The sequence below is a fragment of the Acinetobacter sp. AG3 genome (genome assembly GCF_022343575.1).
In the GTDB taxonomy this organism is placed as follows: Bacteria; Pseudomonadota; Gammaproteobacteria; order Pseudomonadales; family Moraxellaceae; genus Acinetobacter; species Acinetobacter guillouiae.
Genome location: NZ_JAKQZD010000001.1, coordinates 3,716,231 through 3,742,413, shown reverse-complemented (window position 1 = coordinate 3,742,413; position 26,183 = coordinate 3,716,231). Strand labels below are relative to the sequence as shown.

Sequence of the window (26,183 nt, the reverse complement as noted above, 5' to 3'; positions counted from 1 at the left end):
AAATAGCAATGCCAAATGATGAATAGCTTAAATTGGTCTGAAATATTACAAATATTATTTCAGTCTGAAATATAATATTTTGTAAAAATTGTATGGATTTTCTTGGTGTAAGATACTAATTATAAATAATAAAAATATTAATTTTGTCGCTTGTATAGCGAAATACTGAAGTGAAATAATTATAAATTTCACTTCATATGACATCTATTTGTCATATAATTGTCACAATTTAATTGAACAATAAGCGCATTCTAATATTCGCTAACTTTCTGCATGAATTCGAATTTACCTCCCGTCTCAGATTCTGCACAATCGTCTCAAGCTGCTAAATCGACGAATGTCCATGTACCTACACCGAAATTTTTTATGCCGGTGTTTCTGACGATTATCATTGCTACCTTGATTTATATTGGGGTGCAAGTTAGTGCAGATTTAGCACATGTTCCACCGTTAAGCCTTTATTCAGTGATCCTTTTAGCGACAGCGTTATTCATCGCTTTGGGTTTTGAGTTTGTAAATGGTTTTCATGATACAGCCAATGCTGTAGCAACCGTGATCTATACCAATGCATTGCCTGCACCTGTAGCAGTGATGTGGGCAGGCTTTTGTAACTTCCTTGGGGTAATGGTTGCCAGTGGTGCAGTTGCCTATGGAATTATTGCCTTACTTCCTGTTGAATTGATCATGAATGTAGGCAGTGGCGCTGGTTTTGCTATGGTTTTTGCCATGCTGATTGCGGCGATTCTGTGGAATTTAGGCACTTGGTTCTTAGGTATTCCGGCATCAAGCTCTCACACCTTGATTGGCTCAATTTTGGGTGTAGGCATCATGAACTACATTTTGCACGCTTCAACGGGTGCAAGTGGTGTAGACATGGATCAAGTGCTTAAAGTGGGTAAAGCATTACTGTTTTCTCCTTTGATTGGTTTTGCATTTGCAGCAATTGTATTTTTGATTGTTAAAAAAATATTTAAGAAACAACTTGAGTTGTTCCAACCCCCTGAAGGCAATAAACCACCACCACCTTTGATTCGTGCGATTCTGATTTTCACCTGTACTGGTGTAAGCTTTGCACATGGTTCAAATGATGGTCAAAAAGGTATGGGCTTAATCATGCTGATTTTGATTGGTATTGTGCCTTTAGCTTATTCGTTGAATAGAGGTTTAGACCAACAGCATTTACAGTCATTCTCACAATTGTCTGGTCAAACTGCCACAGCAATTTATGCACAGCATGCCGATATTCCAGATGAACAAGCACGTGTAACCATTACTAAATTTATCCAAACCAAAGAAATGAATCCTGAAGTTGTTCCTGCATTGGCCAGTTTGACTGATCATTTGGGCGAGCGTGTTGGTAAATTTGGTGATCTCAAAGATATTCCAGAAGCTGAAGTATCTTCATTACGTAATGATATGTACTTAAGCACCACGGCTTTTAAACGCTTGGATAAAGCGGATCAACTTCCAAAAATGGATGAAGCTCAAGGCAAAGTGGTAAAAGAATATCGCAAAAACTTAGATTCTTTCCTCCAATATATTCCAAACTGGGTAAAAGTTGCTGTGGCATTGGCACTGGGTTTAGGAACAATGGTGGGATGGAAACGTATTGTGGTTACTGTGGGCGAGCGTATTGGTAAACATCATATGACCTATGGTCAAGGGATGTCTGCTGAACTTGTGGCAATGTCGACAATCGCTGCTGCAGATGGTTTTGGTTTACCCGTTTCAACGACTCATGTACTCAACAGTGCGGTTGCGGGAACCATGGTTGCCAATAAAACTGGATTGAATTTTGCAACAGTCAAAACGATTCTTTCTGCATGGATTTTTACCTTACCTGCAACGATTTGTTTATCGGGCGGTTTATTCTGGTTATTTTTAAAAGTATTTTAATTTAAAAGTTAGTGATGGCGATTATTTTAAAAGCTAAATGATCGTTATTATCTGAATTTAAAAGAAAATGAGTGCACTTCGGTGTACTTTTTTCATTTGGATAATGGAATTTTAAAATATGAATAACACAATTTCACCATTGAAAAAAACTTATAAAAAAATTAAGGTGTGGTTGTAAATCAAACTTGAGAAAAATGAGCATGTATTTAAGAAAATCACTTTGTGCTGCTGTATTACTTGGAATGTCTTTACCTGTATTTGCACAGGGAATCGTATTAAATAATGAAGATCTTCGCACAGATTTGAACTGGTTAAATCAGCAAGGTGTGATTCAAATCAGTACATCGACTTGGCCAATGAGTGGGGATGAAATTCAACGTGCCTTATCTCAAGCAAAAGTTTTAAACAATACACAACAAAAAGTTATTGATTCAATTCAAAATGCATTAAAAGCGGATAATCAAACCGCAAAATTAGGTTTATTTGCCGAAACCGATCAAAAAAATATTCCTCAAGCTTTTGGGGATCGTGCAAAAGCACAGTATGTGGGTTCATTAGAATTTAATGCAGGCGGTGAAAACTGGGATGCAAAGCTTCGTGTGAATGGTGAAAAAGATCCGCACATTGACAATGGTCATGATGTCAATGTGGAAGGTTCATATATTGCAGGGAAGTTGTGGAATCAATGGGTTATTGCGGGTCAAATCCCAACATATTGGGGGCCAGGACATGATGGTAGTTTGATCCGTGGTGATGCCAGCCGTCCAGTTTATGGTTTTACAGCACAGCGTGCTGAACAAAAGGCTTTTGAATCTAAATGGTTGTCTTGGATTGGTCCTTGGCAATATCAAGCATTTGCTGGACAGTTAGAAGATTATAAAGCAATCCCAAATGCTAAACTTTTGGGATTCCGCTTAACAGCGCAACCATTGCCATATTTAGAATTGGGTGCTTCACGTACTTTACAATGGGGTGGTGAGGGACGTTCACAAAGTTGGGATTCATTATGGAATGCTATAAAAGGGAATGATAACTTTGAAAATGGTGATGATGACAAATCTAATCAGGTTGCAGGTTTTGATGGGCGTTTAAATTTACAAACGTTATTAAATGTACCCGTCAGTGTCTATGGTCAATATGTTGGTGAAGATGAAGCAGGGCTATTACCTTCGAAAAAAATGTATTTGGCAGGTATGGATTATTCGACAAGTTTTAAAAACATGCCAGTTCAGCTTTATGCTGAATGGGCAGATACAACAACAAATGGTGATGTTAAAGCTATTTCTTATAATCATTATATTTATAAAGATGGTTATTACCAACAAGGTTTCCCATTGGGACATGCAATGGGTGGTGATGGTGAAATGATTTCTGTCGGCGGCGATATTCGCTTTGATGTGATGAATCGTTTATCTGGTCGTGCACTGTATGCCAAAGTTAACCAGTCAGCCGCTTTCTTTGGTGATAAGCAAATCAACTTAGCCTTCCCAGAAAAAGACAAAATTAAAGCATTAGATTTAACTTGGACACATTATATTAAACCGACCATGCCATTAAAAATTAATGGTTGGGTGAGTGATTCTGATTTACATGGCAATGATGCAGGTGCTTCTGTAGGAATCGAAATTCCTTTAGATAAAGCATTATTCGGCCATTAAGACCTGAGTTGTCGGGCTGTATATATCTAATTTTAAGCATATACAGTTTGATAAGTTGGGACTAAGCTAAAATCGCTTCTTTAAATTCTAGAAGCGATTTTTAGTTTTAAATTGTTGGTTGAGTCATTGGATACGCAGATCTTCAATTTTTTAAAGGCTGACTTGAAAAAAGTGAGCTTTTTTATGCTAATGCTTTTTTATATTGGATAAATCCTGTTTTACTCGCAATACGATCATAAAGGTGTTGGGCGCTAATATTTGATTCTTGAGTGAGCCAATAAACACGGTCAAACTTTGTTGCGCAGACCTGATAACAATGCTCAATTAATTGTCGTGCTAAACCTTGATTCCTAAAAGCTTCATCCATAAATAAATCTTGTAGATAACAATAGGGTAAATCTGTCCACATGCTCATATGTGCAATCAAATGTACAAAGCCAACCACTTGACCATTTACTTTGATGGCAAAACCAAACATATCAGCTTGTTCAGGATTTGTGATTCGCTTCCAAGTTAATCTTATTTGTTCGTCACTGAGTTGTGATTTATAAAATGTTAAATAGCCGCGCCAAAGTGGAAGCCATTGCTCAAAATCAATCTGTTCTAGTGCAATAATTTGTGTGGTCATACCGATCTCTTGTTGTTGCTTATGATGTTTTTATATATGAATATAAAAAAACAAGCAAAAGGGTTGATGTGTAAATCACTATAATGAATATAAATTTTAATATGTGTAATAAGTACACGTTTTTGTGAGCTGGTGCTGTCAATGCCTATATCTGAGGAAAGACTTACTCATCTAAAACAGCTTGAAGCTGAGAGTATTCATATCATCCGTGAAGTTGCTGCTGAGTTTGAAAATCCAGTGATGCTTTACTCAATCGGGAAAGACTCAGCTGTCATGCTGCATCTTGCTTTAAAAGCATTTTATCCTGCTAAACTTCCTTTCCCACTGTTGCATGTCGACACAGGCTGGAAGTTTAAGGACATGATTAAATTCCGTGACAACATGGCAAAAGAACACGGTTTTGATCTGATCGTGCATCAAAACAAAGAAGGTAAAGATGCAGGCGTAAACCCATTTGATTATGGTAGCTCAAAATATACCGATATTATGAAAACCCAAGGCTTAAAACAGGCATTGGATAAATATCAGTTTGATGCTGCATTTGGTGGTGCACGCCGTGATGAAGAAAAGTCACGTGCAAAAGAACGTGTTTATTCTTTCCGTGATGCTAAACATCGTTGGGATCCTAAAAACCAACGCCCAGAGCTTTGGAATCTTTATAACGGTAAAGTCAATAAAGGCGAGAGTATCCGTGTATTCCCATTGTCAAATTGGACTGAGTTAGACATTTGGCAATATATCTACCAAGAAAGTATTCCTTTGGTACCTTTGTATTTAGCAGCTGAACGTCCAGTTGTTGAACGTAGTGGTACGTTGATCATGGTGGATGATGAACGTATGCGTTTAAAAGAAGGTGAAGTTCCACAAATGAAATCGGTACGTTTCCGTACTTTGGGCTGTTACCCGTTAACAGGTGCAGTTGAATCAACGGCAACAACACTGCCTGAAATTATCCAAGAAATGCTTTTAGCCACCAGCTCTGAACGTCAAGGTCGTATGATTGACCATGATGAAGCAGGTTCGATGGAAAAGAAAAAGCAAGAAGGCTATTTCTAAGTATTTTTTATATGCATCTCCCCCTAACCCCTCTTTATAAAAGAGGGGGAACTCCAGCAAGAAAACGGAGGACTTAGGAGGATTTAAAGATATAGCAACCGATTTCAAAATATTGTGGAGCTTTGAGCAATGTCTCATCAATCAGAATTAATTAGCCAAGATATCTTGGCATATTTAAAACAGCACGAAAATAAAGACCTGTTAAGATTTTTGACTTGCGGTAATGTGGATGATGGTAAATCAACGTTAATTGGTCGTTTACTTTACGATTCAAAATTGATTTATGAAGATCAATTACAAGCAGTAACCCGTGATTCTAAAAAAGTGGGCACAACAGGTGATGCACCTGACTTGGCCTTGCTTGTCGACGGTTTACAAGCTGAACGTGAGCAAGGTATTACCATTGATGTGGCTTATCGTTATTTTTCTACTGAAAAGCGTAAGTTTATCATTGCTGATACACCAGGGCATGAGCAATATACCCGTAACATGGCCACAGGCGCATCTACCGCAGATCTTGCAATCATCTTAATTGATGCTCGTTATGGCGTACAAACACAGACTCGTCGTCATACCTTTATTGCGAGCCTATTGGGTATTCGCAATATCGTAGTTGCGATTAACAAAATGGACTTGGTTGAATTCTCTGAAGCGCGTTTCAATGAAATTCAAGTTGAGTACAATAATTTTGTTAATCAATTGGGTGAGCGTAAACCTGCCAATATCATCTTCTCGCCAATTTCTGCATTGAATGGCGATAACGTTGTAAATAAATCCGAAAATACGCCGTGGTATCAAGGTAAAACCTTGATGGAAACATTGGAAACTGTTGAAATTACTCATGATGTAAGCAAACATGAATTTCGTTTTCCTGTGCAATATGTGAACCGTCCTAACCTCGATTTCCGTGGTTTCTGCGGTACGATTGCTTTAGGTGAAGTGAAAGTTGGCGATGAAATTGTGGCTTTACCGTCTGGTAAGAAATCAACAGTGAAAGAAATAGTCACTTTTGATGGCAATTTAGCACATGCAATTGCTGGTCAAGCAGTGACTTTGACCTTGAATGATGAAATTGATATTTCGCGTGGTAATGTCTTGGTCAAAGCAGGTGAGCAACCGCTCATTTCACGTTCTGCTCGTGCAACAGTCGTATGGATGACTGATCAGCCTTTAGTGTTGGGCAAACTTTATAATGTGAAGTTTGGTACACAAACCATTCCGGCTAAGGTTGCGAAGATTAATTATCGTACCAATGTCAACACATTGGAAAAAATGCAAGTTGAGCAGCTTGATTTAAATGCGATTGCAGATGTAACGATTGAGTTTGATGCGCCAGTGGTATTTGACCGTTATCATGACAGTCGTTATACGGGTTCTTTTATCTTTATTGACCGTTTAAGTAATGTGACTGTTGGTGCGGGTATGGTTGAAGCTGCGGTTGAATGGACTGCACACAATGAACCTGTCACTGCTGAAGCTCGTGCTGCACGTTTAGGTCAAAAGCCTGCTGTGGTTGCTGTATCTGCTCAAGTACTTAAACATGCACAATCTCTTGAAAGCTTGTTGATTCAACAAGGTGTTGTTGCAATTGCAAAAGCAGGTTTATCAAGCGACCAAGTTGCATTGCTTCGTCAAACTGGTGTTGTGGTGGTGACGGATGTTGAACAGGGTGCTGATGTAGCGTTTGCTCAAGAAGCAGTTGAAGAATTGGCTGAAAAAATTGTGGAATTGGTTCGTCTTTAACAGATTGGATTGATTGAGAGAAGCCCACCATAAGGTGGGTTTTTTTGATGCAAAAAATTTAATATATACAAGATAATACTAACCAACATCATATAGATTAAAGCATTTTTAATTTTGCATTGTTTAATACTTAGAGCATATATCTTATTATAAATAAAGGGGTTTTAAGATTTTTATCCTCTGCAAGAGTCAACTAGTACTTTTTTGCAGTGCTCGACTGAATCTATTTAGAATTTCAATGAACGGTACCGTTGTGAAAGCTTTAAAATAAGAAGAATTAACATTGATGGAATACGATCAAAACAGACTTGCAACAGTACAAGCAATAAAATTTAGCTTTAATTCAAGTTAAGATTTAATGGTAGGTCATGTAATGAAAACATTTTTCCTGATAGGAATTACAAGCATATTGGCCGCTTGTGCCTCAAACCAACCAAGAATACAGGAACCGACCAAAGAATGCCGAAACTATCATGCAATGATGACGGCACCTATGGATCCGATGGCAATGCAACGTTTAAAACAAGCGTGTGATGAGTCCGAACAACAAAAATAATTTAATGATCAATCGTGTGCCGATCATTATAAAAAATGCGCTAATCCCAAAGGCTTAGCGCATTTTATTTTTATATAGTTGCGAATATTGTAGTTAAAAAGCATGTTGCGTTTTTAAAATCAAATACGTCCGTAAATCGTTTGGATAGTCGTGAATCAATTCTAAAAACAGCGCTTGATTACCTTGATATAAAGCACGAGTGGCTTCCTCATAATTTGGCATATTGCCTGACATTGCTGACATAAAACGATCAGTTGCCTGTTTTGCTAACATTTTATTGCTTGCTGAATCGGGGTTATTTAACTCTTGGTCAATCAATTTTCGAATCACAGCAGATGCACTAGAGCTTTGTTGATCTAACCAATCCCAATGTTTTTGCTGCAAAGTGATTTCACGAGAAATTACCCCTAATTTAGGACGTCCAACTTTTTTAACCGCTTCAGGTTCAGCATAACGTTGTTGAATATCTGCTGTAGATCCGATGGTATTAACATCAATGGCTTGGCCCGTTTGATCATTAAAAATCAACACAGGTGTGGAGGTATTTTGTTGAGTCTTGATGGTTAATGCCACGTTTAACAAAGAATCAGTGATTAAACAGTCATTACCAATAAAGGCAGTGTAGGTGTTTTCAGTATTCATTTTAAAACCTTTGAATATTTTTATCTGGGTAAAACTAATTTGTGCTTGAATATTATCAGGGTAAAATTAAATTAGCAAACAAAAAATGATCAATATGATTTTTGATGCTTAAAAATGGTAATAAAAAAGCATCTAAATCTTTAAGAATTAAATGCTTACTTGCAAAAAAATATAATGAGTTAAAAGTGATAACCTATTTTTAAACCATAAGCGAGTGCATGGTTATCTGTAAAATCAGCAACATAACTTGTTTTACCTGACTGTGAAGCGATTTGCCCTTCAGCATCACCCAACCAAAAATATTTAACACCACCAGCAATAAAGGTCTGAGCTGTAGGGCTAAATTGAGCACCAATACCCACATTCCAATAGCCTTCAGTTGGTCCAAGTGCTGTAACTGGATTTCCTGCACCAGAGTCCCAGCCTACAGAAACATTAGTCATCCATTGTTCGGTAAGTTTACGTCCTACACCAACATTGGCAGACCATTGATCTTTAGAATACGACAATAAATCAAACCCATTGGGTTGTGCGACAGAAGGCAGCTGTCCGACGATTTTAGAAATTGCACCAAATTGAACGGGTTGAATCCTAAAATTTTTCCAATTCACCCAGCGCACATTGGCAAAGGCAACAGTGTCTTTCATGATGCCACTTTGTAAATCTAAATTCACCGATTGAGGTGTGGTGATTTTAGATTGACTATTGCTACTGGCAATTTTATTTGCCACAGCATCAGAAATGACACCAAGTTTAACCAGTGCGGGTAAGCTTGAGATATTTTCAGTCGTCGCGGCTTCATGGTCGATTTCAGAACGGTAAGTTATAGAGGTTTTGAAGGCAATTTCAGGAATTTGATAAGCGATACCTGCGAGCCAGCCGACACCAGTATCTTTTTTCATGGTGGCATCATAACCATTGTATACACTGGTGGCTTGACCTCTTAAATGCAGTTCTCCTTCAATGGTTTGATAAACACCTCCTGCATATAAATTTAAATTTTTTATAGGTTGATAACCAAAAATCATACTGAGACTTTCTGAATCTACTTTAGCTGATGTATTACCTTTACCAAGATAAGCTTTAGTGGCATCGACTTGGTTGCTAATCTCTGCTTTAACACCAGTATTAATCTGGTTTTTTACCGTTTCATTGGTGTTGTATGCATTAAGCGTTTGATTATACTTGATTTGACCTTCGGTCGAATTTAAGTTAACCCCTTGAGCTTGCAATGTTAACGCGACTTTTTGTTCCGAACTTAAAGCAGAAAATTTTTGATCAATCATTGAATTAAGTAATTTTTGATCTAGTATCGTCGTCTTATCATCTGTGACAAAAATATTATTGCCAGCGTATTTTACTTTTGCCCCAAAGGGTTGATCGTATAACAAACCAAATGAAACTTTGTCTGCGATTTGCAATTTGATTGCTGCATTTGGAAAATAGTAGTCATCTCCCATATCTTGAATATTACGACGAGTCGCTGAAACATCTGCTTCTTTACCCGTCACCGTTGGATCTAGTATTGAAATTCCTGCTTCAAAATAATGATTGGGTTGAAGGAATGCAGAAATAGATTGTCCTGATCTATCCATTGCTGCTGCATAGAGTGCTGAACTCGGTATATAAATCGAGAAGAGCGCAAGCAGTACTTTGTTGATTTTCATCATTATCAGCTCCTTGATAATATGTTTTATTGAGATTATTTTTATTTCAAATTATAGGTTGAAGCTTAATCACATACGCTATGATTGGTATGACCATAGCAAAAATACAATTTGAATCAAGTGCTAAACTGGACATTGTGACTAAATGTTTATGTCATTTATGCAAGTCTTTATTTTAAAGCTGTTTTAGCCAGCTTTTAGCTATATAAACAATTGAAAACTATATTTTTGTAAGGATACCCACGCTATTTTGTAGACATTGGTGGCGAAATATTTGCACATGCACTGGTTTATGTTCAAATACAGAAAACATGAAAAGTAATGAATGGAATAGGAAAGAAAGTATGTCTACAAAGAATATGCAACAGGTCATTATTACAGAACCCGGTGGTATAGAAAAACTGGCTTATGAAACGGTAGAAATTCCTCAACCCAAAGCAGATGAAGTTTTGGTTAAAGTCCATGCATTTGGGATTAATCGGCCTGATATTTTACAGCGTCAAGGCTTATATCCTATGCCAAAAGGGGTGACACCTGTTCCCGGTTTGGAAGTTGCTGGAGAAGTGATTGCAGTAGGTGAAAATGTCACTTTATTCACAGTGGGGGATAAGGTTTGTGGATTGACCAACGGTGGTGGTTATGCAGAATATTGTGTCGTGCCAGAATCTCAAACTATTAATATTCCAGAAGCTGTAAGTTTTGTTCAAGCTGCAGCAATACCTGAAACCTTCTTTACTGTATGGGCCAATGTTTTCCAAATGGCGCATGCCAAAGCAGGTGAAACACTATTGGTACATGGTGGCTCAAGTGGTATTGGTACAACCGCGTTAATGTTAGCGCAATCATTCGGTTTGAAAAGCTTTGCAACGGTAGGTTCTGATGAGAAGATTCAAGCCATTCGCCATTTGACCGATGCGATTAATTATAAGACTCAAGACTTTGAACAAGTCATTTATGAAAAGACCCAAAATGAGGGTGTCGATATTATTCTTGATATGGTTGGGGCGCCTTATCTAGATCAAAATCTAAACCTACTTCGTAGAGACGGGCGTTTGGTTTATATCGCATTTTTGGGTGGTGCAAAGGCCAAAGAAGTAAAATTAGGGCAGATTATGATGAAACGTCTTACTATTACTGGTTCAACAATGCGTGCGCGTACAACTGCTGAAAAAGCTGAAATTGCCAAAGGTTTGATGGAAAAAGTCGTTCCACTGTGGGCAAAAGGTGAATGTTTACCCATGATTTATAAAACATTTAAGTTTGATCAAATCCAAGCTGCACATGCCTGTATGGATACAGGTGAGCATATTGGTAAAGTTGTGGTGGAAGTGATTTAAGCTCACATTGTTATACAAAGCTTTAAACTTTTACCTTTGTTTATAAATATGTAGGGCGACTTCAATCTAACTCATACAGATTGAAGTCGCCATTAAAAACCAGCGATTAAAAGCCTGCTAATACGATCTTACCAATGCTTTTACCTGACTCAATCAGTGTATGAGCTTGGGTTATATGCTCAACATTGATTTGACCGAGGTTTTGTCCCAAAGTGGTTTTGATTCTTTGGTCATCAACTAATTTTGAAACTTTATTTAAAATATCACCTTGTCGGCTGAGATCTTTGGTTTGGAATGTAGAGCGGGTAAACATCGATTCCCAATGAACAGAAACAGACTTAACTTTAAACGGGTTAATGATAAAGTTTTCAGGATCATCAATTAAACCAAAATGACCTTGGGGTGCAATCAAATTGGCTATTGCTTGTGTATATCGCCCTGTACCATTAATTGAAAAAATATAATGAGGTAGCCCAATATTCAAGTCTAGGATTTGCTGTTCTAATGGTTGGCTATGATCCACAATATAATCTGCGCCAATTTCAGTCAGCCATGCTTTAGATTCAGGGCGAGAAGCTGTGGCAATAACAGTAAATTCAGTCAGTACTTTTAACAATTGAACCGTAATAGATCCTACACCGCCTGCAGCGCCAATGACTAAAATCACAGGTTTTTCAACTTTGGTGTCTTGGATTTTTAAACGGTCAAATAACATTTCATATGCGGTGAGCGACGTTAATGGTAAGGCTGCGGCTTCTGCATCACTCAATGATTTAGGTTTTAGTCCAACGATACGTTCATCGACCAATTGGAATTCAGCATAAGAACCTTGTCTTTGATTTGAACCCGCATAAAAAACTTCATCACCCACTTTAAAATTTTGAACTTTTTCTCCGACTGCTTTCACGGTCCCAACCGCATCATGACCCAAAATTTTCCAAGTATCATTGTCTGGCGAAGTACGCTGTCGCATTTTGATATCGACTGGATTGATTGAAATGGCTTTGACCTCAATCAGTAAGTCATGACCTGTTGCAACTGGCTGTTCGATTTCGATTTCGGAAAAAACATTGGCTTCTGAAATTGCGAATGGTTTTTTATAAGCAACAGCTTTCATAAGGTTTCACTTTTTATTGGCATATCAAATCAATAGCAAAAAAAACTCAATTAAGAAAGCAAAAAATTGTCAGTTTATGCTTATTGATAAGATTTTATCGAATGGTCTTAATCAAGAAATTTGGACAGTAACAAGCGTATAGGCAAGATAAACAATTGCCAGCATGTGTAAAGCGGCAAGGTCAGCCAATTTCCATGATTCAAGGTGCGGTTAAAAGTTTGTCGTTCCTTTTGATAAACCGCAGGAGTAATTTGGTAAGCAAATACGAATAAAATCACTGCCAGCACAAGGAACAGAGGTCGTGGTTGTTGAGCAAAATAAAAATAGATGAGATACAAGGCGGAATAAAAACTGGTACAAGCGAGTAGGGCTAAAACAGACATTGAAATATCATCCTTTATTGTTATTTGATCAGGTAGAGATACATCGCAGTAGAGTAACATTATCTCTGACTTAATTTTAAAATTGTGCGAAAATAGAGTTTCTATTTATTTTTGTTTTAGGACTCCCATGACAGATTCTTCTGCTTCATTAAGTGATATTGAAATTTTAGACATTCTTCAGTCGATGAAATCGGATGAACTGAATGTTGAAGCACAAAAAATCATTCGTGATGGTGGAAAAGCAGGGCGTCAAGAAGCACATAAACAGGCATTGGTTGCTTTACATCAAAGCTTTGAAGACAAACTTGTTGAAGCAGTGACTTTGGCTTTAAATTTAAATGAAGCGCAAGCCAAGAAAATTCGTTATAAGAAAGATCGTGTTCGTATTTTAAAAGCTAAAGGTATCGATTATTTAGCCATTGATGGTGCAGAAACTGCTCAAGTGCTATCGCAAGTTGCTCAAGCGATTATTCGTGAAGATGCCACCGTGACGCGTGACCTGCATAATATTTTTCCTTTCTGGAAAGAAGGCTGGCCAATGGTGCAGTTCGATAGTGCCTATAAAATTTTAGAAGATGACATTTCAATTCATTATCAAGCGTTGCTCGATGTCTTGATTCATCCTTAATTGGATTTGATTGTAAATAAATCATTATTTTAAATAGATGATGATGAAAATAATCTATTTAAAATGAAAAAAAAGCCGATATAAATATCGGCTTTTGCCTATTAGTGGAGTGTTGAATAGAGTGGGAATACACCGAGCAGCATGGCTGCAACCAGCATTACCAAGCAGGTCAGAATTGCCCATTTAATGGTGAACTTCTGATGCTGTCCAAATTCGATACCAGCCAATCCACATAATAAATAGGTAGAAGGAACCAATGGTGACAGTAAGTGCACAGGTTGGCCGACAATTGAAGCACGTGCCATTTCTACAGGTGTAATACCATAATGACTTGCTGCTTCTGAAAGGATCGGTAACACCCCATAATAGAAAGCATCATTCGACATAAAGAAGGTCAAAGGCATACTAATCACAGCAGTAATTGGTGCTAAGAAAGGCCCCATACTTTGTGGGATAATCGCCACCAATTCTTTCGACATCGCATCAACCATGCCTGTCCCTGAAAGAATCCCAGTAAAAATCCCTGCAGCAAAAATAATACCCACAACGTTTAGGGCACTACCTGCATGATGAGCAACCAAAGATTTTTGCATATCGACGTCTTTATAGTTCACCACCAATGCAATACAAAGTGCGATCATAAATAAGATCGGTAAAGGCAACACACCTTTCACCAAACAGATCATCAGTACGACGGTTAATAAGCCATTGAACCATCTTAAGTGTGCACGATTCGCTTCTGGATTACTTGAAATTTGAATGTCATCACCATGACTAACATCAAGTTCAATAATACCTAAGCGTTTACGTTCCATGCGACCATACATAAAACCGACAAAATAGAGCCAAAGAATTGCAGCCAGCATTGGTAAAACCATAGGCACAAAGATTTCACTCGCCTCTACATGCAGCGCACTTGCAGCACGTGCCGTTGGTCCACCCCAAGGGGTAAGGTTCATGATTCCGCTTGCCAGCATCATTAAACACGCCATAATCAGCGGACTCATACCTAATTTTTTATAGAGCGGAAGCATTGCTGCCACACAAATCATGTAGGTGGTTGAACCATCACCATCAAGAGAGACGATGAGTGTCAGGGTAATAGTACCAATAACGACTTTAAGGGGATCACCTTTGACCAGCTTTAAGATGAACTTTACAGAAGGATCAAACAATCCCGTGTCAATCATGATGGCAAAATAGAGAATTGCAAAAAGTAGCATTACGCCTGTTGGTGCAAGTTTCTTCACACCATCAAGCATCATTTCACCAAGCTGTTTGATTTCTAAATGCCCAAGGCTGTCGAAATAGAAGCTAAGACCGTAAGCGATTAATGCAAATAAAATTGGAATAAGTGTGAGTGCTGCAAGCGCAGTCATTCGTCTAGACATGATTAAGTACATAAAGCACAAAATCATGCCCAAACCTAATACGGTTAGCATAGTTCGATCCTTGAATGAGACTTTTTTAACAGAAGTCTTTTAGTTTTTTAAGCAGAAGCATGCTAATAGTTATTTGATTAAATTAAAATATCCTTGTAGAAATACTGAATTCAGTACTATTTTTTAAATAAATAGAGTATTCAAAACAGATATTTAAAAATGAATATTATTTTTGCACCAAAATGGTTATAAAATATAAGATATTGAATTGTAAGTATATTGTTGTTTTTGGTTTTTAAGAATTGAGTTCATGTTAATTTTCATATTTTTAAAATTTATAAATCAAAAGCGCATAATCTAATCAAAGACGCTCTGGGACTTTTAATATTGAAGCACTGCTTTGCATAAAAAAAGCTTAGCAAGGTGATTGCTAAGCTTTAAATACGCTAAAGAAACTTACTGTGAAGAATCTTCTGAGCTTGATGGTTCTGCTTTTTCAAGTAATCGAGTGACTAGTAGCTGGTCAATTTTAAAATGATCTACATCGACCACTTCAAATTTATAACCACCAAAAATCACCGTGTCAGCTGGTTTGGGAATTTTTCTTAACTGATACATCATAAAACCTGCCAGTGTTTCATAGTTTTCTTCATCTGGCATTTCATCAATGGCTAAAGCATGCTTCATGTCTTCAATTGGGGTGCTCCCATCGATCAACCATGAGTTGTTATCCCGTTTAATGATTTGTAGCTCTTCATCCATTGGTGTAACCCAGTCGCCCATCACAGTGATCATGATATCTGACAGGGTAATAACACCAACCACAAGTGCATATTCATTAAATACCACCGCAAATTTTTCTTTGCTTGAGCGGAAGCGGTCAAGAAGTTCAGAAAGGGTCAATGAGTCAGGAATGGTTAATACTGTACGAATGGTTGATTCGTGTAGCTGATTAATTTTTTGATTATTCAGAATACGTACCAAAATATCTTTGGCATCTACATAGCCAATCACTTGGTCAATGGTTTCGTTACAAACCAGGAACTTTGAATAAGGGTATTCAGCCAGTTTTTGGCGGATACTTTCTTCTGGTTCTTTTAACGTAAAAAACACCACGTTTTCACGTGGGGTCATACTAGATGGAACATTACGTTCTTCAAGTTCAAATACATTTTCAATAAAATGATGTTCTTGCTTTTGTAAAACACCTGCCTGAGCACCTGCATCCATCACCGCTGAAATATCATCAAAGGTAATGTTGTCTTCACGTGTTGTATTGACTTTAAACAAGCGGAACAACAAATTAGCCACCGCATTGATAAACCAAGCTAAGGGTTTACAGACCACGATAAAGATCTGGATGGGATTAATGACTGAAACCGCAATTTTTTCCGGTGCAATCATTGCCATACGTTTTGGCATTAAATCGGCAAAAAGAATAAACAGTGAAGTGACTAAAGTAAATGAGAGGACAAAGCTAATGGTTTCCGTCCAATTTCCGACATAGAAACGTGAGACAAATTCAAGAAAATAAGGGCGAAAGGCACCTTCACCTAAAATACCGCCAAGAATAGCAACAGCATTTAAACCGATTTGGGATGCGGCAAAGAAATCGGCAGAGTTTTGCTGTAAGTCGAGGACTTTTTGTGCTCGCTCATCGCCAGATTCGGCAAGAATTTTGAGTTTAACTTTACGCGCACCTGCAAGGGCGATTTCAGTTAAAGATAAAAAACCAGCTCCTGCGATGAGGACAGCGATGATTAGGATATTCTGGAACAGGCTCACGAATCCACCTATGGATCATCATTATTATGAGATATTTTTAACACATAAAAGGGGGTGGTAGTGAGTAACACACTACCGATCTGGAATTAGTATAAGCTTGAAATGATAAGAATTTAAGAAAATTCCTATTAATATTGAGAAAAATGCGAATTATTTTGCATAAATTCACGATTTTCTTCTTCAATCATTTGACGTGCAACATAAAGAATCAATTGGCGTAACCAACGATGTGCAGGATGATGATGAAGTAACGGGCACCATGCCATTTTTAATTCAAATTCTGGAATATAAAAAGGCGGATCTTTAATGAGTAAATTTTGGCTTTTGGCTTGTAAACGGGCGATACGGGTTGGTAATGTTGCAATCAAATCGACATTTGAAGCCAACAATGCTGGCATTTGATAATGACGAGTAAAGACTGAAATTTTACGCTTTTGACCAATTCGCTCTAAAGCTTGATCAATCCAACCCAATCCTGCTTGTTTCTCAGGATTCACACCAAAACCGACCCCCATACCTGTTTTTGATACCCAGATATGTTGCGCATCTAAATAACTTTTAAGATTTAAATTACTCGAAGCGGGATGTTTGTTGTTGAGTAGACAAGAGAAACTGTCACGCCATACTAAAACTTGGTGAAAGCTTTGTGGGATTTCATTAAAACGGTTAATGGCTAAATCAACTTTACCTTGTTCCATGTCACGATATGACACGTCACTTGGTGTTAAAAAGTCGAGTACAACATTCGGTGCTTCTGAGCGCAACGCTTTGACTAGACGAGGAACAAGTGTCGCTTCGGCATAATCAGAGGTCATAATACGGAATACACGGTTTGAAGTATAAGGTCGGAACTCAGTACGAGGTTCCAAAATCATCGATAAATCAGACAGTGCGTCACGGATGCGGGGTTGTAATTCTAAAGCACGTTCTGTTGGTGTCATACCTTCAGAAGAACGAATTAAAAGAGGGTCATTAAATAAATTACGAAGACGACGTAAAATATTACTCATTGCGGGTTGGGTAACACCAAGCTGTTCAGCAGCACGAGTCACATTTTTTTCACGTAAAAGAACGTCAAGGTAAATTAAGAGGTTGAGATCGACCCGCTCCAGATTCATAAAAAAAATACCGAAAATAAAATTTAGAAATCACAGGGGATTATGCCATAAGGAAATGCTTTTGTGTAAAAAGTAGATAAAAAAACAGCAGGCGATTTATTGTTATAGAAGGATCAAGATTTATTGTCTTGGTTTTAAATTGAGATGCATGCTTGAATAAATCCTAATCTCCTCATTATACATCAATACCAGCAGATTTTTGAGCAACAGCATTGTTTCTCAATGGATGAATTCGGCGATTATACTTTGTGTGATTATTGATCATTCAGAGTATTTTTATATCAAAAAAATCCAGTTCTGGTTTTTTTGTTACAAGCTCAGACTTAAGTCTAATAGCGATAAAATCATTAAATTGTCTGCTATTTAAGCAAAAAATAGATGAGTGGATTTTGTGTAAGATTTTATAAATTAAAGGTTTAGAGATTTCTTATATAATTATAATACGACTTTGATCTACATATTTTTTAAATAAATACTGAAAATTAACTCAGAATATTGGATTAATTTGAGGAGTCAATCTAAGCTAAGACCATAACAACGAAGTGTTCTAAATCTGTACAAACAAATACCGAGTGGATTTAGCTCTTCGATTGATGAAATCCTAATATTATTACAGGAACATATCATGACTACATACCAAACAGCGATTGATGCAATCCGTGAATTAAAAGCAAAATTCGGAAGCACATGGCGCGATATTAGCCCAGAAGATGCTGCGCGTATGCAAATGCAAAACCAATTCAAAACTGGTTTAGATATCGCTAAATATACAGCTGCGATCATGCGTCGTGATATGGCTGAATATGATGCTGACTCTAGCAAATACACTCAATCTTTAGGTTGCTGGCATGGTTTCATTGCACAACAAAAAATGATTGCGAACAAAAAATATTTCGGTACTACAAGCAAACGTTATATCTACCTTTCTGGTTGGATGGTTGCTGCACTTCGTTCAGAATTCGGTCCACTTCCTGACCAATCTATGCACGAAAAAACTTCTGTACCTGCTTTAATCGCTGAAATCTATACATTCTTACGTCAAGCTGATGCGAAAGAACTTAACGATTTATTCCGTGCACTTAAAAAAGCAAACGAAGCTGGTGATACTGCTAAAGCTGCTGAAATCACTGCTCAAATCGACGGTTTCCAAACTCACGTTGTGCCAATTATTGCGGACATCGATGCTGGTTTCGGTAACGAAGAAGCGACTTATTTACTTGCACGTAAGATGATTGAAGCTGGTGCTTGTGCACTACAAATCGAAAACCAAGTATCTGATGCTAAACAATGTGGTCACCAAGCTGGTAAAGTAACTGTTCCACATGAAGACTTTATCTCTAAAATCCATGCATTACGTTATGCATTCTTAGAAATGGGTCTTGATGACGGTATCATCGTTGCGCGTACTGACTCTGAAGGCGCTGACTTGACTCAAAAAATCCCAGTGGTTAAAGAGCCAGGTGATATTGCTTCTCAATATATCAGCTACTTAGACACAACTGAAATTGACATTGCTGATGCTCAAGAAGATGAAATCTTGATTAAACGTGATGGTAAATTACACCGTCCTAAGCGTTTAGCTTCTGGCTTATATCAGTTCCGTGAAGGTACTCAAATTGACCGTGTTGTACTTGACTGTGTGTCTAGCTTACAAAACGGTGCAGATCTTCTTTGGATCGAAACTGCGACTCCAAACGTTGAAGAAATTGCACACATGGTTAACCGTGTACGTGAAACAGTTCCAAATGCGAAGCTTGTTTATAACAACAGCCCATCATTCAACTGGACTCTAAACTTCCGTCAACAAGCTTACGATCGTTGGGTTGCTGAAGGTAAAGACGTTTCTGCTTATGACCGTGCTAAATTAATGAGCGCTGAGTACGATGCTTCTGAATTGGCTGCTGATGCTGACTCGAAAATCCGTACATTCCAAGCAGATGCTTCTCGTGAAGCTGGTGTATTCCATCACTTGATTACACTTCCGACTTACCATACTGCTGCGCTTTCTACTCATGAGCTTGCACAAGGTTACTTCGGTACTGAAGGTATGTTGGCTTATGTTGCTGGCGTACAACGTAAAGAAATCCGTGGTGGTATCGCTTGTGTTAAACACCAAGCAATGGCGGGTTCTGACATCGGTGATGATCACAAAGAAATCTTCTCTGGTGACAATGCACTTAAAGCGCATGACGATGCTAAAAACACAATGAACCAATTCGCTGCTCACTAAGCACTGACTTGATTCGAAGAACCCAGCGTAAGCTGGGTTTTTTTATGGTAGATGATAAGTTAACTGTAGGATTTAGTTTACACAGCATATTGTTGTTTGAATTAAATCGAGATCGGATGATGTTAAAACATCGTTAAAGACTGAATCAAATAGCGGATTTTAGCAAAGTTTATTCATGTTGATGTGTATAAGTATTTAAATTATTGTATTCAATAGTGATGACTCTACGTTAGAGAGCCTTGAGATATACATTGAGAAAAAGAGGGTTATATAAAATAAAAATGCCCAATGAAATTCATCAGGCATTTATTGATTAACAATATTGAGTTGTATCGTGTTATTCGCGTATTTTAGTCGTTAAGCAAACTTAGCCAATACGTCTAAGAAACCTTCTTTTTGACGCGGATACTCTGCGATCACATCATGAATACGTTGACCTTCAGGATTGGTTGCATTGATGTCTCGGCCATCAGCAACAAACTTGGTCAACAAGCGTTCATAGTCAAACGGACGCATATGTTTAAATGCATGATAAAGTACATGAAAATCTGTATTAGTACCTTCAGGAGGAAGTTGATCTAAGTAGGCAAATACACGCTCGTCTGACCATTCTTCATTGAACGTTGCTGGCTGTGAAAGTGCCATAACAGCATCTCCTCAAAATAAAATAATTCTAAATCAAATGATTGATTTGCAGCATTATATAAACCTTATTGAGCTTTTGTTTAATAAGGATAAATACAATATTTAGCTGAAAAAAATCTAAAATAAAAAGGGCAAAATATATTTCATGAGTAAAAGCAATGCTTTTTGACTCTGCCTTATATTTTGCCCTGAATCAATTCACTTGACTAATCAATAATGAAATTATCGTTCTTCAGGTAAATTGATATTCATTTCCAACATTTCAATGTTGGCTTCAGAACGAACTTGCATTTGAATATGCTGTTCATCCACACCACGGACATAACGATTAACCACTTGCATGATTTCTTTCTTCATTTGGTCAATCTTGTCTTGGCTTAAACGTTTGCCCAAACCGTTTTCAGAAGCAACAATAACTTTTAAGCGGTCTTTAGCAGTTTGGGCGCTAGATGGTTTGTCATCATTGCTAAAAAGTTTACTCCAAAATCCTGCCATTTCTACGCTCCAAATAACCGTGCTAACCAACCCTTAGGTTTCACTGTAATATGTCGATAAGGACGTTCCTCACCCAAGAAACGCGCAACTAAATCATCATATGCTTGCCCAGCAGATGCTTCTTGGTAAAGAATGACAGGTTTACCTTCATTCGATGCCTGAAGTACGCTAGGGCACTCTGGAATGACGCCTAAAGTTGGTACACGTAAGATATCTTTTGAGATATCATCAATGGTCAACATTTCTTGTTTATCGGCACGTTCAGGGTTAAAACGCGTAATACATAAATGCTTACGAACACGCCCTTCGTTGTTTTCTACTTTTTTCGTCTTGCTGTCGAGCATACCAATAATACGGTCTGAATCTCGAACAGAAGAGATTTCTGGGTTTGTTACAATAATTGCTTCATCTGCATGATACATGGCTAAAATCGCGCCACGCTCAATCCCCGCAGGTGAGTCACAAATAATATAATCGAACTCTTGCGAAAGCTCATCGATTACACGAGCAACACCATCATCGCTCAACGCATCTTTATCACGGGTTTGTGATGCAGGTAAAATATATAGATTTTCAATATCTTTATCACGAATCAATGCTTGTTGTAAGCGAGCTTCGTTATTGATGACATTAACAAAATCATACACCACGCGGCGTTCACAGCCCATGATCAAATCTAAATTACGCAAACCCACATCGAAATCAATCACAACAGTTTTATGACCACGTAGGGCTAATCCTGTTGCAAAAGATGCACTCGTCGTAGTTTTACCTACGCCACCTTTGCCTGATGTAACGACAACAATTTTGGCCACCGAATCCACTCCTGTTATGGTCATTTTACCCGATTAAACGAGTTTTATATGGTGTTAATTTATACCTTAAAATTGCAAAGCTTCAAACACTAGCTCTTGCTGGTCATTCAAGTAAATATGTACAGCCTTTTTAATGACATCTTGAGGAATGTCATCTGCCACACAATATGTTCCTGCAATAGAAACCAATTCGGCTTCTAGTGAATGACAAAAAATTCTTGCAATGGTGTTACCACCTGCACCTGCAATGACTCTACCACGAACACTGCCATAGATATGTATATTTCCTGAAGCAATCACTTCCGAACCACTGTTAATACCAGCATTCAGTATGATGTCCCCATGATCTTGAACCAGACATTGTCCAGTTCTTAAAATTTCATCATGATATGAGGTTACATGACTCAATGTTTTAGGCGCATCTACGCTTGCATTTGGTGTTGCTACAGCGGGTGCTTTTACTGGTGTTTCAACCACTTGTTCTTTCGTCGGTTTAATCCGTTGCAAAGGACGATCGGCAGGCAAGACTGGGAATTGAATTGCACGTGCTTGATCACCCAATAAACCATCAATCACAGCCATAGGCTGTAAATCTAGACTGATAATGAGTTGAATCAGGGCAATAAGCTCTTGTTCAACTGTGGTATCAATAATGACCAAAGCCCCTTGATAAGAGGTTTCACTCATCATTGAAGTTAATTGCTGGCGGATGGCATCATGATCATTAGTATCGAAGGTTAATCGGGTAAAATTAACCATTCTGCCTGTAATCCGTATATCAGCCATAATTATTCCTTAAAAGGCGTGTGACCTAAATTTTTCTATCTAAGCGTCAAAAATTGTGAAATAGGGCAAATGCTAGAACATATTGAATGATTTCTCTAGCAAAGATACAAATATTTTCAATGAATTGCTTATTCTTTGAATCACTCATCTTTTACTTGATCATTTTTTTCTAATTCAAGCTGCCATTGTTTTACTTTCACTTGTTTCCTTAACGATTCTAAACTTTCATAGACTACAGATTCAACTAGTTCTTCAAGCTTCTGATTTTCAATATTTAACTGGCTTAATTTGGTTGAAATTAGTTGATAGGTCGCGTTTGGATTGTGTAAATTGCCTTCAGTGAAAGGTTCCACCAATCCTTGGGTAATATTCTCACCTAACTGTTGCCCAATATTTTGAATCTGATTTTCAATCATACTGCCTGCAATTGGGATCATGCGCAATAATTGAGTCAATTGCGGAGTATCTTCAATGGCTTGACGTACAATCTGTCCAACATTATGGCTAATCACATGACTTTGTGCTTTTAATTCAGTGGCTAAAGACTCTTGTAAGACTTCCGCTAAGGTTTGTGCAAAACGCTCTCTATGATGGTCAATCAAATCATGAATGATTTTCTTATGACTGGAACTTGTATCTAATTCATGTTTGATTCCGTCAATGACTGTAATAACCACGCGGTCAGACAATTCTTCCATTACCACCCGATAATAAAATAGCACACGTTTTAGAATGTTGTCGGGAATGACCTTATAACCTAACTCATGAAAATGGTAAGCAATAATACCGACCCGAATTAAACGTAAAAAACGTAAATAAGGAATAATCGCTAAAATTTCATACCAGTGAATAAATGGAAAGAAAAACCAACGCGCATGGTGTTTGTTGATGATTGCGATGAGCCAGCGAATGCCCAATTCAACAATCAAAAAGGTAATAAACCAGCTTTCGGTTTTAATCACCCATGGGTGCAGATCGGTTTTGTAATACTGTAAAACTTGCGGTAAATGAATTTCATTGAAAAGCCAGTCACCAAAATTACTCATTAAAAAAGCATTGGCACATAAACAGAATAAGTTAAAGATGATAATAAACATCATAAAGATGTCATAACCAAAAGCGATCCACCATCCTCGTGACATATCGTTTTTCGTTTCTGTACTATTTTCGAGTGGTGGAACTTGCTCTGTCATATCCATCCTATTCTGTGGTTTTTCTTCAATTGAAAGTTAGTGGTTATATTTTTGTTTTATGGTGCTAATCAGTTGATCTTTTTCAGTCCATAAATCATCAACCCAGTTTTGAAAGCGTTCGCGATATTCTGCATCATCTTCATAATTGCCGCCCAGTACCCATTCAGGAATCTCAATTTTACGCATATTGACTGCAATTCGAGGGACTTCGCCTAACCAAAACTCGCCATAACCAGGTGCACCATCTGGATACACAATGGTCATATCCACCAGTGCATCAATCTTATCACCTAAGATACTTAAAGCGAGTGCGAGTCCACCAGCCTTAGGTTTAAGTAAATTGGTAAAAGGTGATTGTTGTTGAGCATGTTTTTCTGGGGTAAAGCGAGTTCCTTCAAGATAGTTGAGTAGCGTAAAAGGCTGGCTTAATAACTGCTCACAGGCTTTACGTGCTTCTTCCATATCACGTGTTTTGAGTTCAGGATTTTTTGCAATCTGCTCTTTTGTATGGCGTTTCATCATCGGAAAGCCCAGAATCTTAAAGGCTTGCCCGACAAACGGTATAAAGATCAGTTCCCATTTGGTGAAAAAGCGGGTGAGTGGCATGCGTGTTAGGCCAAAATATTGGTTTACGGTGGTATCGACCCAACTTTGATGATTACAGGTCATTAAATAACGACCTTGCATATTTAAATCCAAGTTTTCATCAACGGTAATGTCCCATTGTGTTTCTGGAAGAACATGATCAATCAACCAATTATTGACGCTTAACCAACTATTGGTGATGTTGATATTGGTTTCATCCACCTTTTTTGACTTTTTAAATAATTTGGTCAAGCCTAAAGCTAAAACAGGCGGGCCGTGAAAAAAAGTACTACCAGTAATCACTGAGCCAACGGTTAAACCTTTCGTAATTTTTTTTAAAATAGGTTGCTTCTGCTGTTGAGATGACATAGAACAGTCCTAATGATTTATTGTGAGTGCCAGTTCAAGCGACTAGGATATTTTTTACTATCACGTTGCGGCCTTGAAAAATCATGTTAGTCTTGATTTAGCATAACTAGATTTCGGATTTGCTGCCTCGTATTCGCTAAAAAATATACATCGTTGTAAACATAGACGAATTGTCCACAGACTCTAAATATAGTCGTTACAATGCAATTAAAAAAGACACATTTAATGACTATGTATAAATTATGATGATCACTTTTGTAAATTTCATTGTAAATATTACAAAATGTAAAAAAATACGTGATTGTTAACAAAACGCCTATAGTGGTGCTTTGTTTTTTATACCAAAATTAAGCTAACAAAAAACACAACTTGGAGGCATGCAATGCGTGCACTATTAATTACAACACTTACAGCAGGGGCTTTAGTACTTTCTGGCTGTCAAACAACTGGTAATAACATCGGTGGTATGGAGTACGACAAATCTGCTATTGGTGGTTTGATCGGTGCAGCAGCGGGCTATGGTTTGTCTCGTGGTAATGCAAACTCATCTGCACAAAACAATCGTGCAGCAGCAATTGGTGCGCTTTTAGGTGCGGGTACTGGTCTTTATTTAGACAATAAAGAAAAGAAATTACGCCAACAAATGCAGGGTACTGGTGTAGAAGTTAACCGTAATCCAGATGGTTCTGTTGCTTTAATTATGCCTGGTAGCATCACGTTTGATACCAACAAATCAACAATTAAGCCGAACTTCTACGGTACTTTAAATAAAGTTGCTCAAACTTTAATGGAAGATAACAAGAGTGTAATTCTTGTTACGGGTTATACAGATAATACGGGTAATGATTCAATCAATATTCCATTGTCTCAAAACCGTGCGTATTCAGTTGCAAACTACCTTAAAGGTAAAGGTGTAGCGAGCCGTATTGATACTCAAGGTTATGGCTCACAAAACCCAATCGCAGATAACTCAACTGCTGCGGGTCGTGAACAGAACCGTCGTGTTGAAATCAGCATTTATGCAGCAAACTAATATCTGACAAACTAAGAAATCGTAACAACAGTAACGATTTTTTTAGTTGAAGGTATTGAGTTTAACGTATTGAAAAGGAGTCATGGTTCGCTATGATTCCTTTTTTTATGCTCCAAACTTTTATTTAAACCGCATCAATCTGTTTAAGGTTGCGATTCAGATTTTTTATCATTAAAACCAGCGTTGATGCTATAACGGTCTTTCTTCTTGCTGCTATTTGCTAGCCGTTATGATGGCTTTGGGGGAATAGTTTTTGGTTATGCTTTAGCCACTTGATCACCAGCCAACTGAATAACAACAACTCATAACAAAATAGAGTATTGAAATAAGAAGGTTTGAAACTAAAGCAGAATTTAACTGAAATTATTTTTATCTGGTTTTTATATTGGAAAAATTCAAATTAAGCATTTTGCAACTCTACTTTAGATGACTATAA

At 37.7% G+C, this 26,183-nt stretch carries 23 protein-coding genes; 9 read left to right on the top strand and 14 right to left on the bottom strand.

The window, feature by feature from the left end:
* The first annotated feature begins 273 nt into the window (after window positions 1-273).
* Together L3V46_RS17505 and L3V46_RS17500 are read left to right on the top strand one after the other, a co-directional pair.
* A complete protein-coding gene (locus L3V46_RS17505; RefSeq protein ID WP_096733332.1) occupies window positions 274-1,896 on the top strand; it encodes an inorganic phosphate transporter in 1,623 nt (540 codons plus the stop codon).
* Between the two features lie 200 nt (window positions 1,897-2,096).
* Window positions 2,097-3,554 carry a capsule assembly Wzi family protein gene (locus L3V46_RS17500; protein WP_239046371.1) on the top strand — a complete coding sequence of 486 codons (1,458 nt, stop codon included), beginning with the start codon at window positions 2,097-2,099 and terminating at the stop codon, window positions 3,552-3,554.
* Window positions 3,555-3,735: 181 nt separating this feature from the next.
* Here the strand turns inward: L3V46_RS17500 and L3V46_RS17495 are convergent, their stop codons facing one another.
* Complete coding sequence (locus tag L3V46_RS17495) at window positions 3,736-4,182, bottom strand: GNAT family N-acetyltransferase (RefSeq protein WP_239046370.1); 447 nt, start codon at window positions 4,180-4,182, stop codon at window positions 3,736-3,738.
* A 147-nt stretch (window positions 4,183-4,329) separates the two neighbouring features.
* On the opposite strand from L3V46_RS17495, the gene cysD reads away from it, so the two are divergent.
* From cysD to L3V46_RS17480, 3 genes are all read left to right on the top strand, one after another.
* A complete protein-coding gene (gene cysD / locus L3V46_RS17490; RefSeq protein ID WP_171066897.1) occupies window positions 4,330-5,238 on the top strand; it encodes a sulfate adenylyltransferase subunit CysD in 909 nt (302 codons plus the stop codon).
* Window positions 5,239-5,367: 129 nt separating this feature from the next.
* Window positions 5,368-6,981 carry a sulfate adenylyltransferase subunit CysN gene (gene cysN / locus L3V46_RS17485; protein WP_239046369.1) on the top strand — a complete coding sequence of 538 codons (1,614 nt, stop codon included), beginning with the start codon at window positions 5,368-5,370 and terminating at the stop codon, window positions 6,979-6,981.
* A gap of 373 nt (window positions 6,982-7,354) precedes the next feature.
* On the top strand, window positions 7,355-7,537 hold the full coding sequence (locus L3V46_RS17480; RefSeq protein ID WP_239046792.1) for a hypothetical protein: 183 nt from the start codon (window positions 7,355-7,357) through the stop codon (window positions 7,535-7,537).
* Between the two features lie 93 nt (window positions 7,538-7,630).
* Here L3V46_RS17480 and L3V46_RS17475 read toward each other — a convergent pair whose 3' ends face one another.
* Together L3V46_RS17475 and L3V46_RS17470 are read right to left on the bottom strand one after the other, a co-directional pair.
* The gene (locus L3V46_RS17475; RefSeq protein ID WP_239046368.1) at window positions 7,631-8,179 is read right to left on the bottom strand and encodes a DUF2239 family protein; all 549 of its coding nucleotides are present in this window, start codon (window positions 8,177-8,179) and stop codon (window positions 7,631-7,633) included.
* A gap of 179 nt (window positions 8,180-8,358) precedes the next feature.
* Window positions 8,359-9,846, bottom strand: a complete 1,488-nt coding sequence (locus tag L3V46_RS17470) for a long-chain fatty acid transporter (RefSeq protein WP_239046791.1) — start codon at window positions 9,844-9,846, stop codon at window positions 8,359-8,361.
* Between the two features lie 344 nt (window positions 9,847-10,190).
* Between L3V46_RS17470 and L3V46_RS17465 the strand changes: the two genes are divergently transcribed.
* Complete coding sequence (locus L3V46_RS17465; protein ID WP_239046367.1) at window positions 10,191-11,183, top strand: NAD(P)H-quinone oxidoreductase; 993 nt, start codon at window positions 10,191-10,193, stop codon at window positions 11,181-11,183.
* Between the two features lie 106 nt (window positions 11,184-11,289).
* On the opposite strand, the gene L3V46_RS17460 is transcribed toward L3V46_RS17465, so the two are convergent.
* Window positions 11,290-12,300 (bottom strand): zinc-binding alcohol dehydrogenase family protein, encoded by a 1,011-nt coding sequence (locus L3V46_RS17460; RefSeq protein ID WP_239046366.1) that lies wholly within the window; start codon window positions 12,298-12,300, stop codon window positions 11,290-11,292.
* A 107-nt stretch (window positions 12,301-12,407) separates the two neighbouring features.
* Window positions 12,408-12,683 carry a hypothetical protein gene (locus L3V46_RS17455; protein ID WP_239046365.1) on the bottom strand — a complete coding sequence of 92 codons (276 nt, stop codon included), beginning with the start codon at window positions 12,681-12,683 and terminating at the stop codon, window positions 12,408-12,410.
* A 127-nt stretch (window positions 12,684-12,810) separates the two neighbouring features.
* Here L3V46_RS17455 and L3V46_RS17450 point away from each other — a divergent pair, with 127 nt between their 5' ends.
* Window positions 12,811-13,311 (top strand): hypothetical protein, encoded by a 501-nt coding sequence (locus tag L3V46_RS17450; RefSeq protein WP_004819381.1) that lies wholly within the window; start codon window positions 12,811-12,813, stop codon window positions 13,309-13,311.
* Between the two features lie 101 nt (window positions 13,312-13,412).
* On the opposite strand, the gene L3V46_RS17445 is transcribed toward L3V46_RS17450, so the two are convergent.
* The 3 genes from L3V46_RS17445 to L3V46_RS17435 all read right to left on the bottom strand — a co-directional run bounded on the left by L3V46_RS17445 (window position 13,413) and on the right by L3V46_RS17435 (window position 17,596).
* Entirely contained in the window at window positions 13,413-14,753 is a 1,341-nt protein-coding gene (locus L3V46_RS17445) for a CitMHS family transporter (protein WP_004722773.1), read from the bottom strand.
* 396 nt (window positions 14,754-15,149) lie between these two features.
* Window positions 15,150-16,478 carry a hemolysin family protein gene (locus tag L3V46_RS17440; protein ID WP_034610998.1) on the bottom strand — a complete coding sequence of 443 codons (1,329 nt, stop codon included), beginning with the start codon at window positions 16,476-16,478 and terminating at the stop codon, window positions 15,150-15,152.
* 128 nt (window positions 16,479-16,606) lie between these two features.
* Window positions 16,607-17,596, bottom strand: a complete 990-nt coding sequence (locus L3V46_RS17435; protein WP_004722769.1) for a LysR family transcriptional regulator — start codon at window positions 17,594-17,596, stop codon at window positions 16,607-16,609.
* A 625-nt stretch (window positions 17,597-18,221) separates the two neighbouring features.
* On the opposite strand from L3V46_RS17435, the gene L3V46_RS17430 reads away from it, so the two are divergent.
* Window positions 18,222-19,826, top strand: coding sequence for an isocitrate lyase (locus L3V46_RS17430; protein WP_004722767.1), 1,605 nt, complete (start codon window positions 18,222-18,224; stop codon window positions 19,824-19,826).
* Window positions 19,827-20,183: 357 nt separating this feature from the next.
* On the opposite strand, the gene L3V46_RS17425 is transcribed toward L3V46_RS17430, so the two are convergent.
* The 6 genes from L3V46_RS17425 to L3V46_RS17400 all read right to left on the bottom strand — a co-directional run bounded on the left by L3V46_RS17425 (window position 20,184) and on the right by L3V46_RS17400 (window position 24,714).
* Window positions 20,184-20,471, bottom strand: coding sequence for a PA4642 family protein (locus tag L3V46_RS17425; protein ID WP_004722766.1), 288 nt, complete (start codon window positions 20,469-20,471; stop codon window positions 20,184-20,186).
* 222 nt (window positions 20,472-20,693) lie between these two features.
* On the bottom strand, window positions 20,694-20,966 hold the full coding sequence (minE, locus tag L3V46_RS17420) for a cell division topological specificity factor MinE (protein WP_004722763.1): 273 nt from the start codon (window positions 20,964-20,966) through the stop codon (window positions 20,694-20,696).
* A 2-nt stretch (window positions 20,967-20,968) separates the two neighbouring features.
* Window positions 20,969-21,781: a septum site-determining protein MinD gene (gene minD, locus L3V46_RS17415; protein ID WP_004722761.1), complete on the bottom strand. Its 813-nt coding sequence runs from the start codon at window positions 21,779-21,781 to the stop codon at window positions 20,969-20,971.
* 66 nt (window positions 21,782-21,847) lie between these two features.
* Window positions 21,848-22,567, bottom strand: a complete 720-nt coding sequence (gene minC, locus L3V46_RS17410; RefSeq protein ID WP_004819387.1) for a septum site-determining protein MinC — start codon at window positions 22,565-22,567, stop codon at window positions 21,848-21,850.
* 140 nt (window positions 22,568-22,707) lie between these two features.
* Window positions 22,708-23,709 carry a hypothetical protein gene (locus tag L3V46_RS17405; RefSeq protein ID WP_085942769.1) on the bottom strand — a complete coding sequence of 334 codons (1,002 nt, stop codon included), beginning with the start codon at window positions 23,707-23,709 and terminating at the stop codon, window positions 22,708-22,710.
* Window positions 23,710-23,796: 87 nt separating this feature from the next.
* Window positions 23,797-24,714, bottom strand: a complete 918-nt coding sequence (locus L3V46_RS17400; RefSeq protein WP_004722754.1) for an acyltransferase — start codon at window positions 24,712-24,714, stop codon at window positions 23,797-23,799.
* Window positions 24,715-25,096: 382 nt separating this feature from the next.
* On the opposite strand from L3V46_RS17400, the gene L3V46_RS17395 reads away from it, so the two are divergent.
* The gene (locus tag L3V46_RS17395) at window positions 25,097-25,747 is read left to right on the top strand and encodes an OmpA family protein (RefSeq protein WP_004722751.1); all 651 of its coding nucleotides are present in this window, start codon (window positions 25,097-25,099) and stop codon (window positions 25,745-25,747) included.
* Window positions 25,748-26,183: the final 436 nt, after the last annotated feature.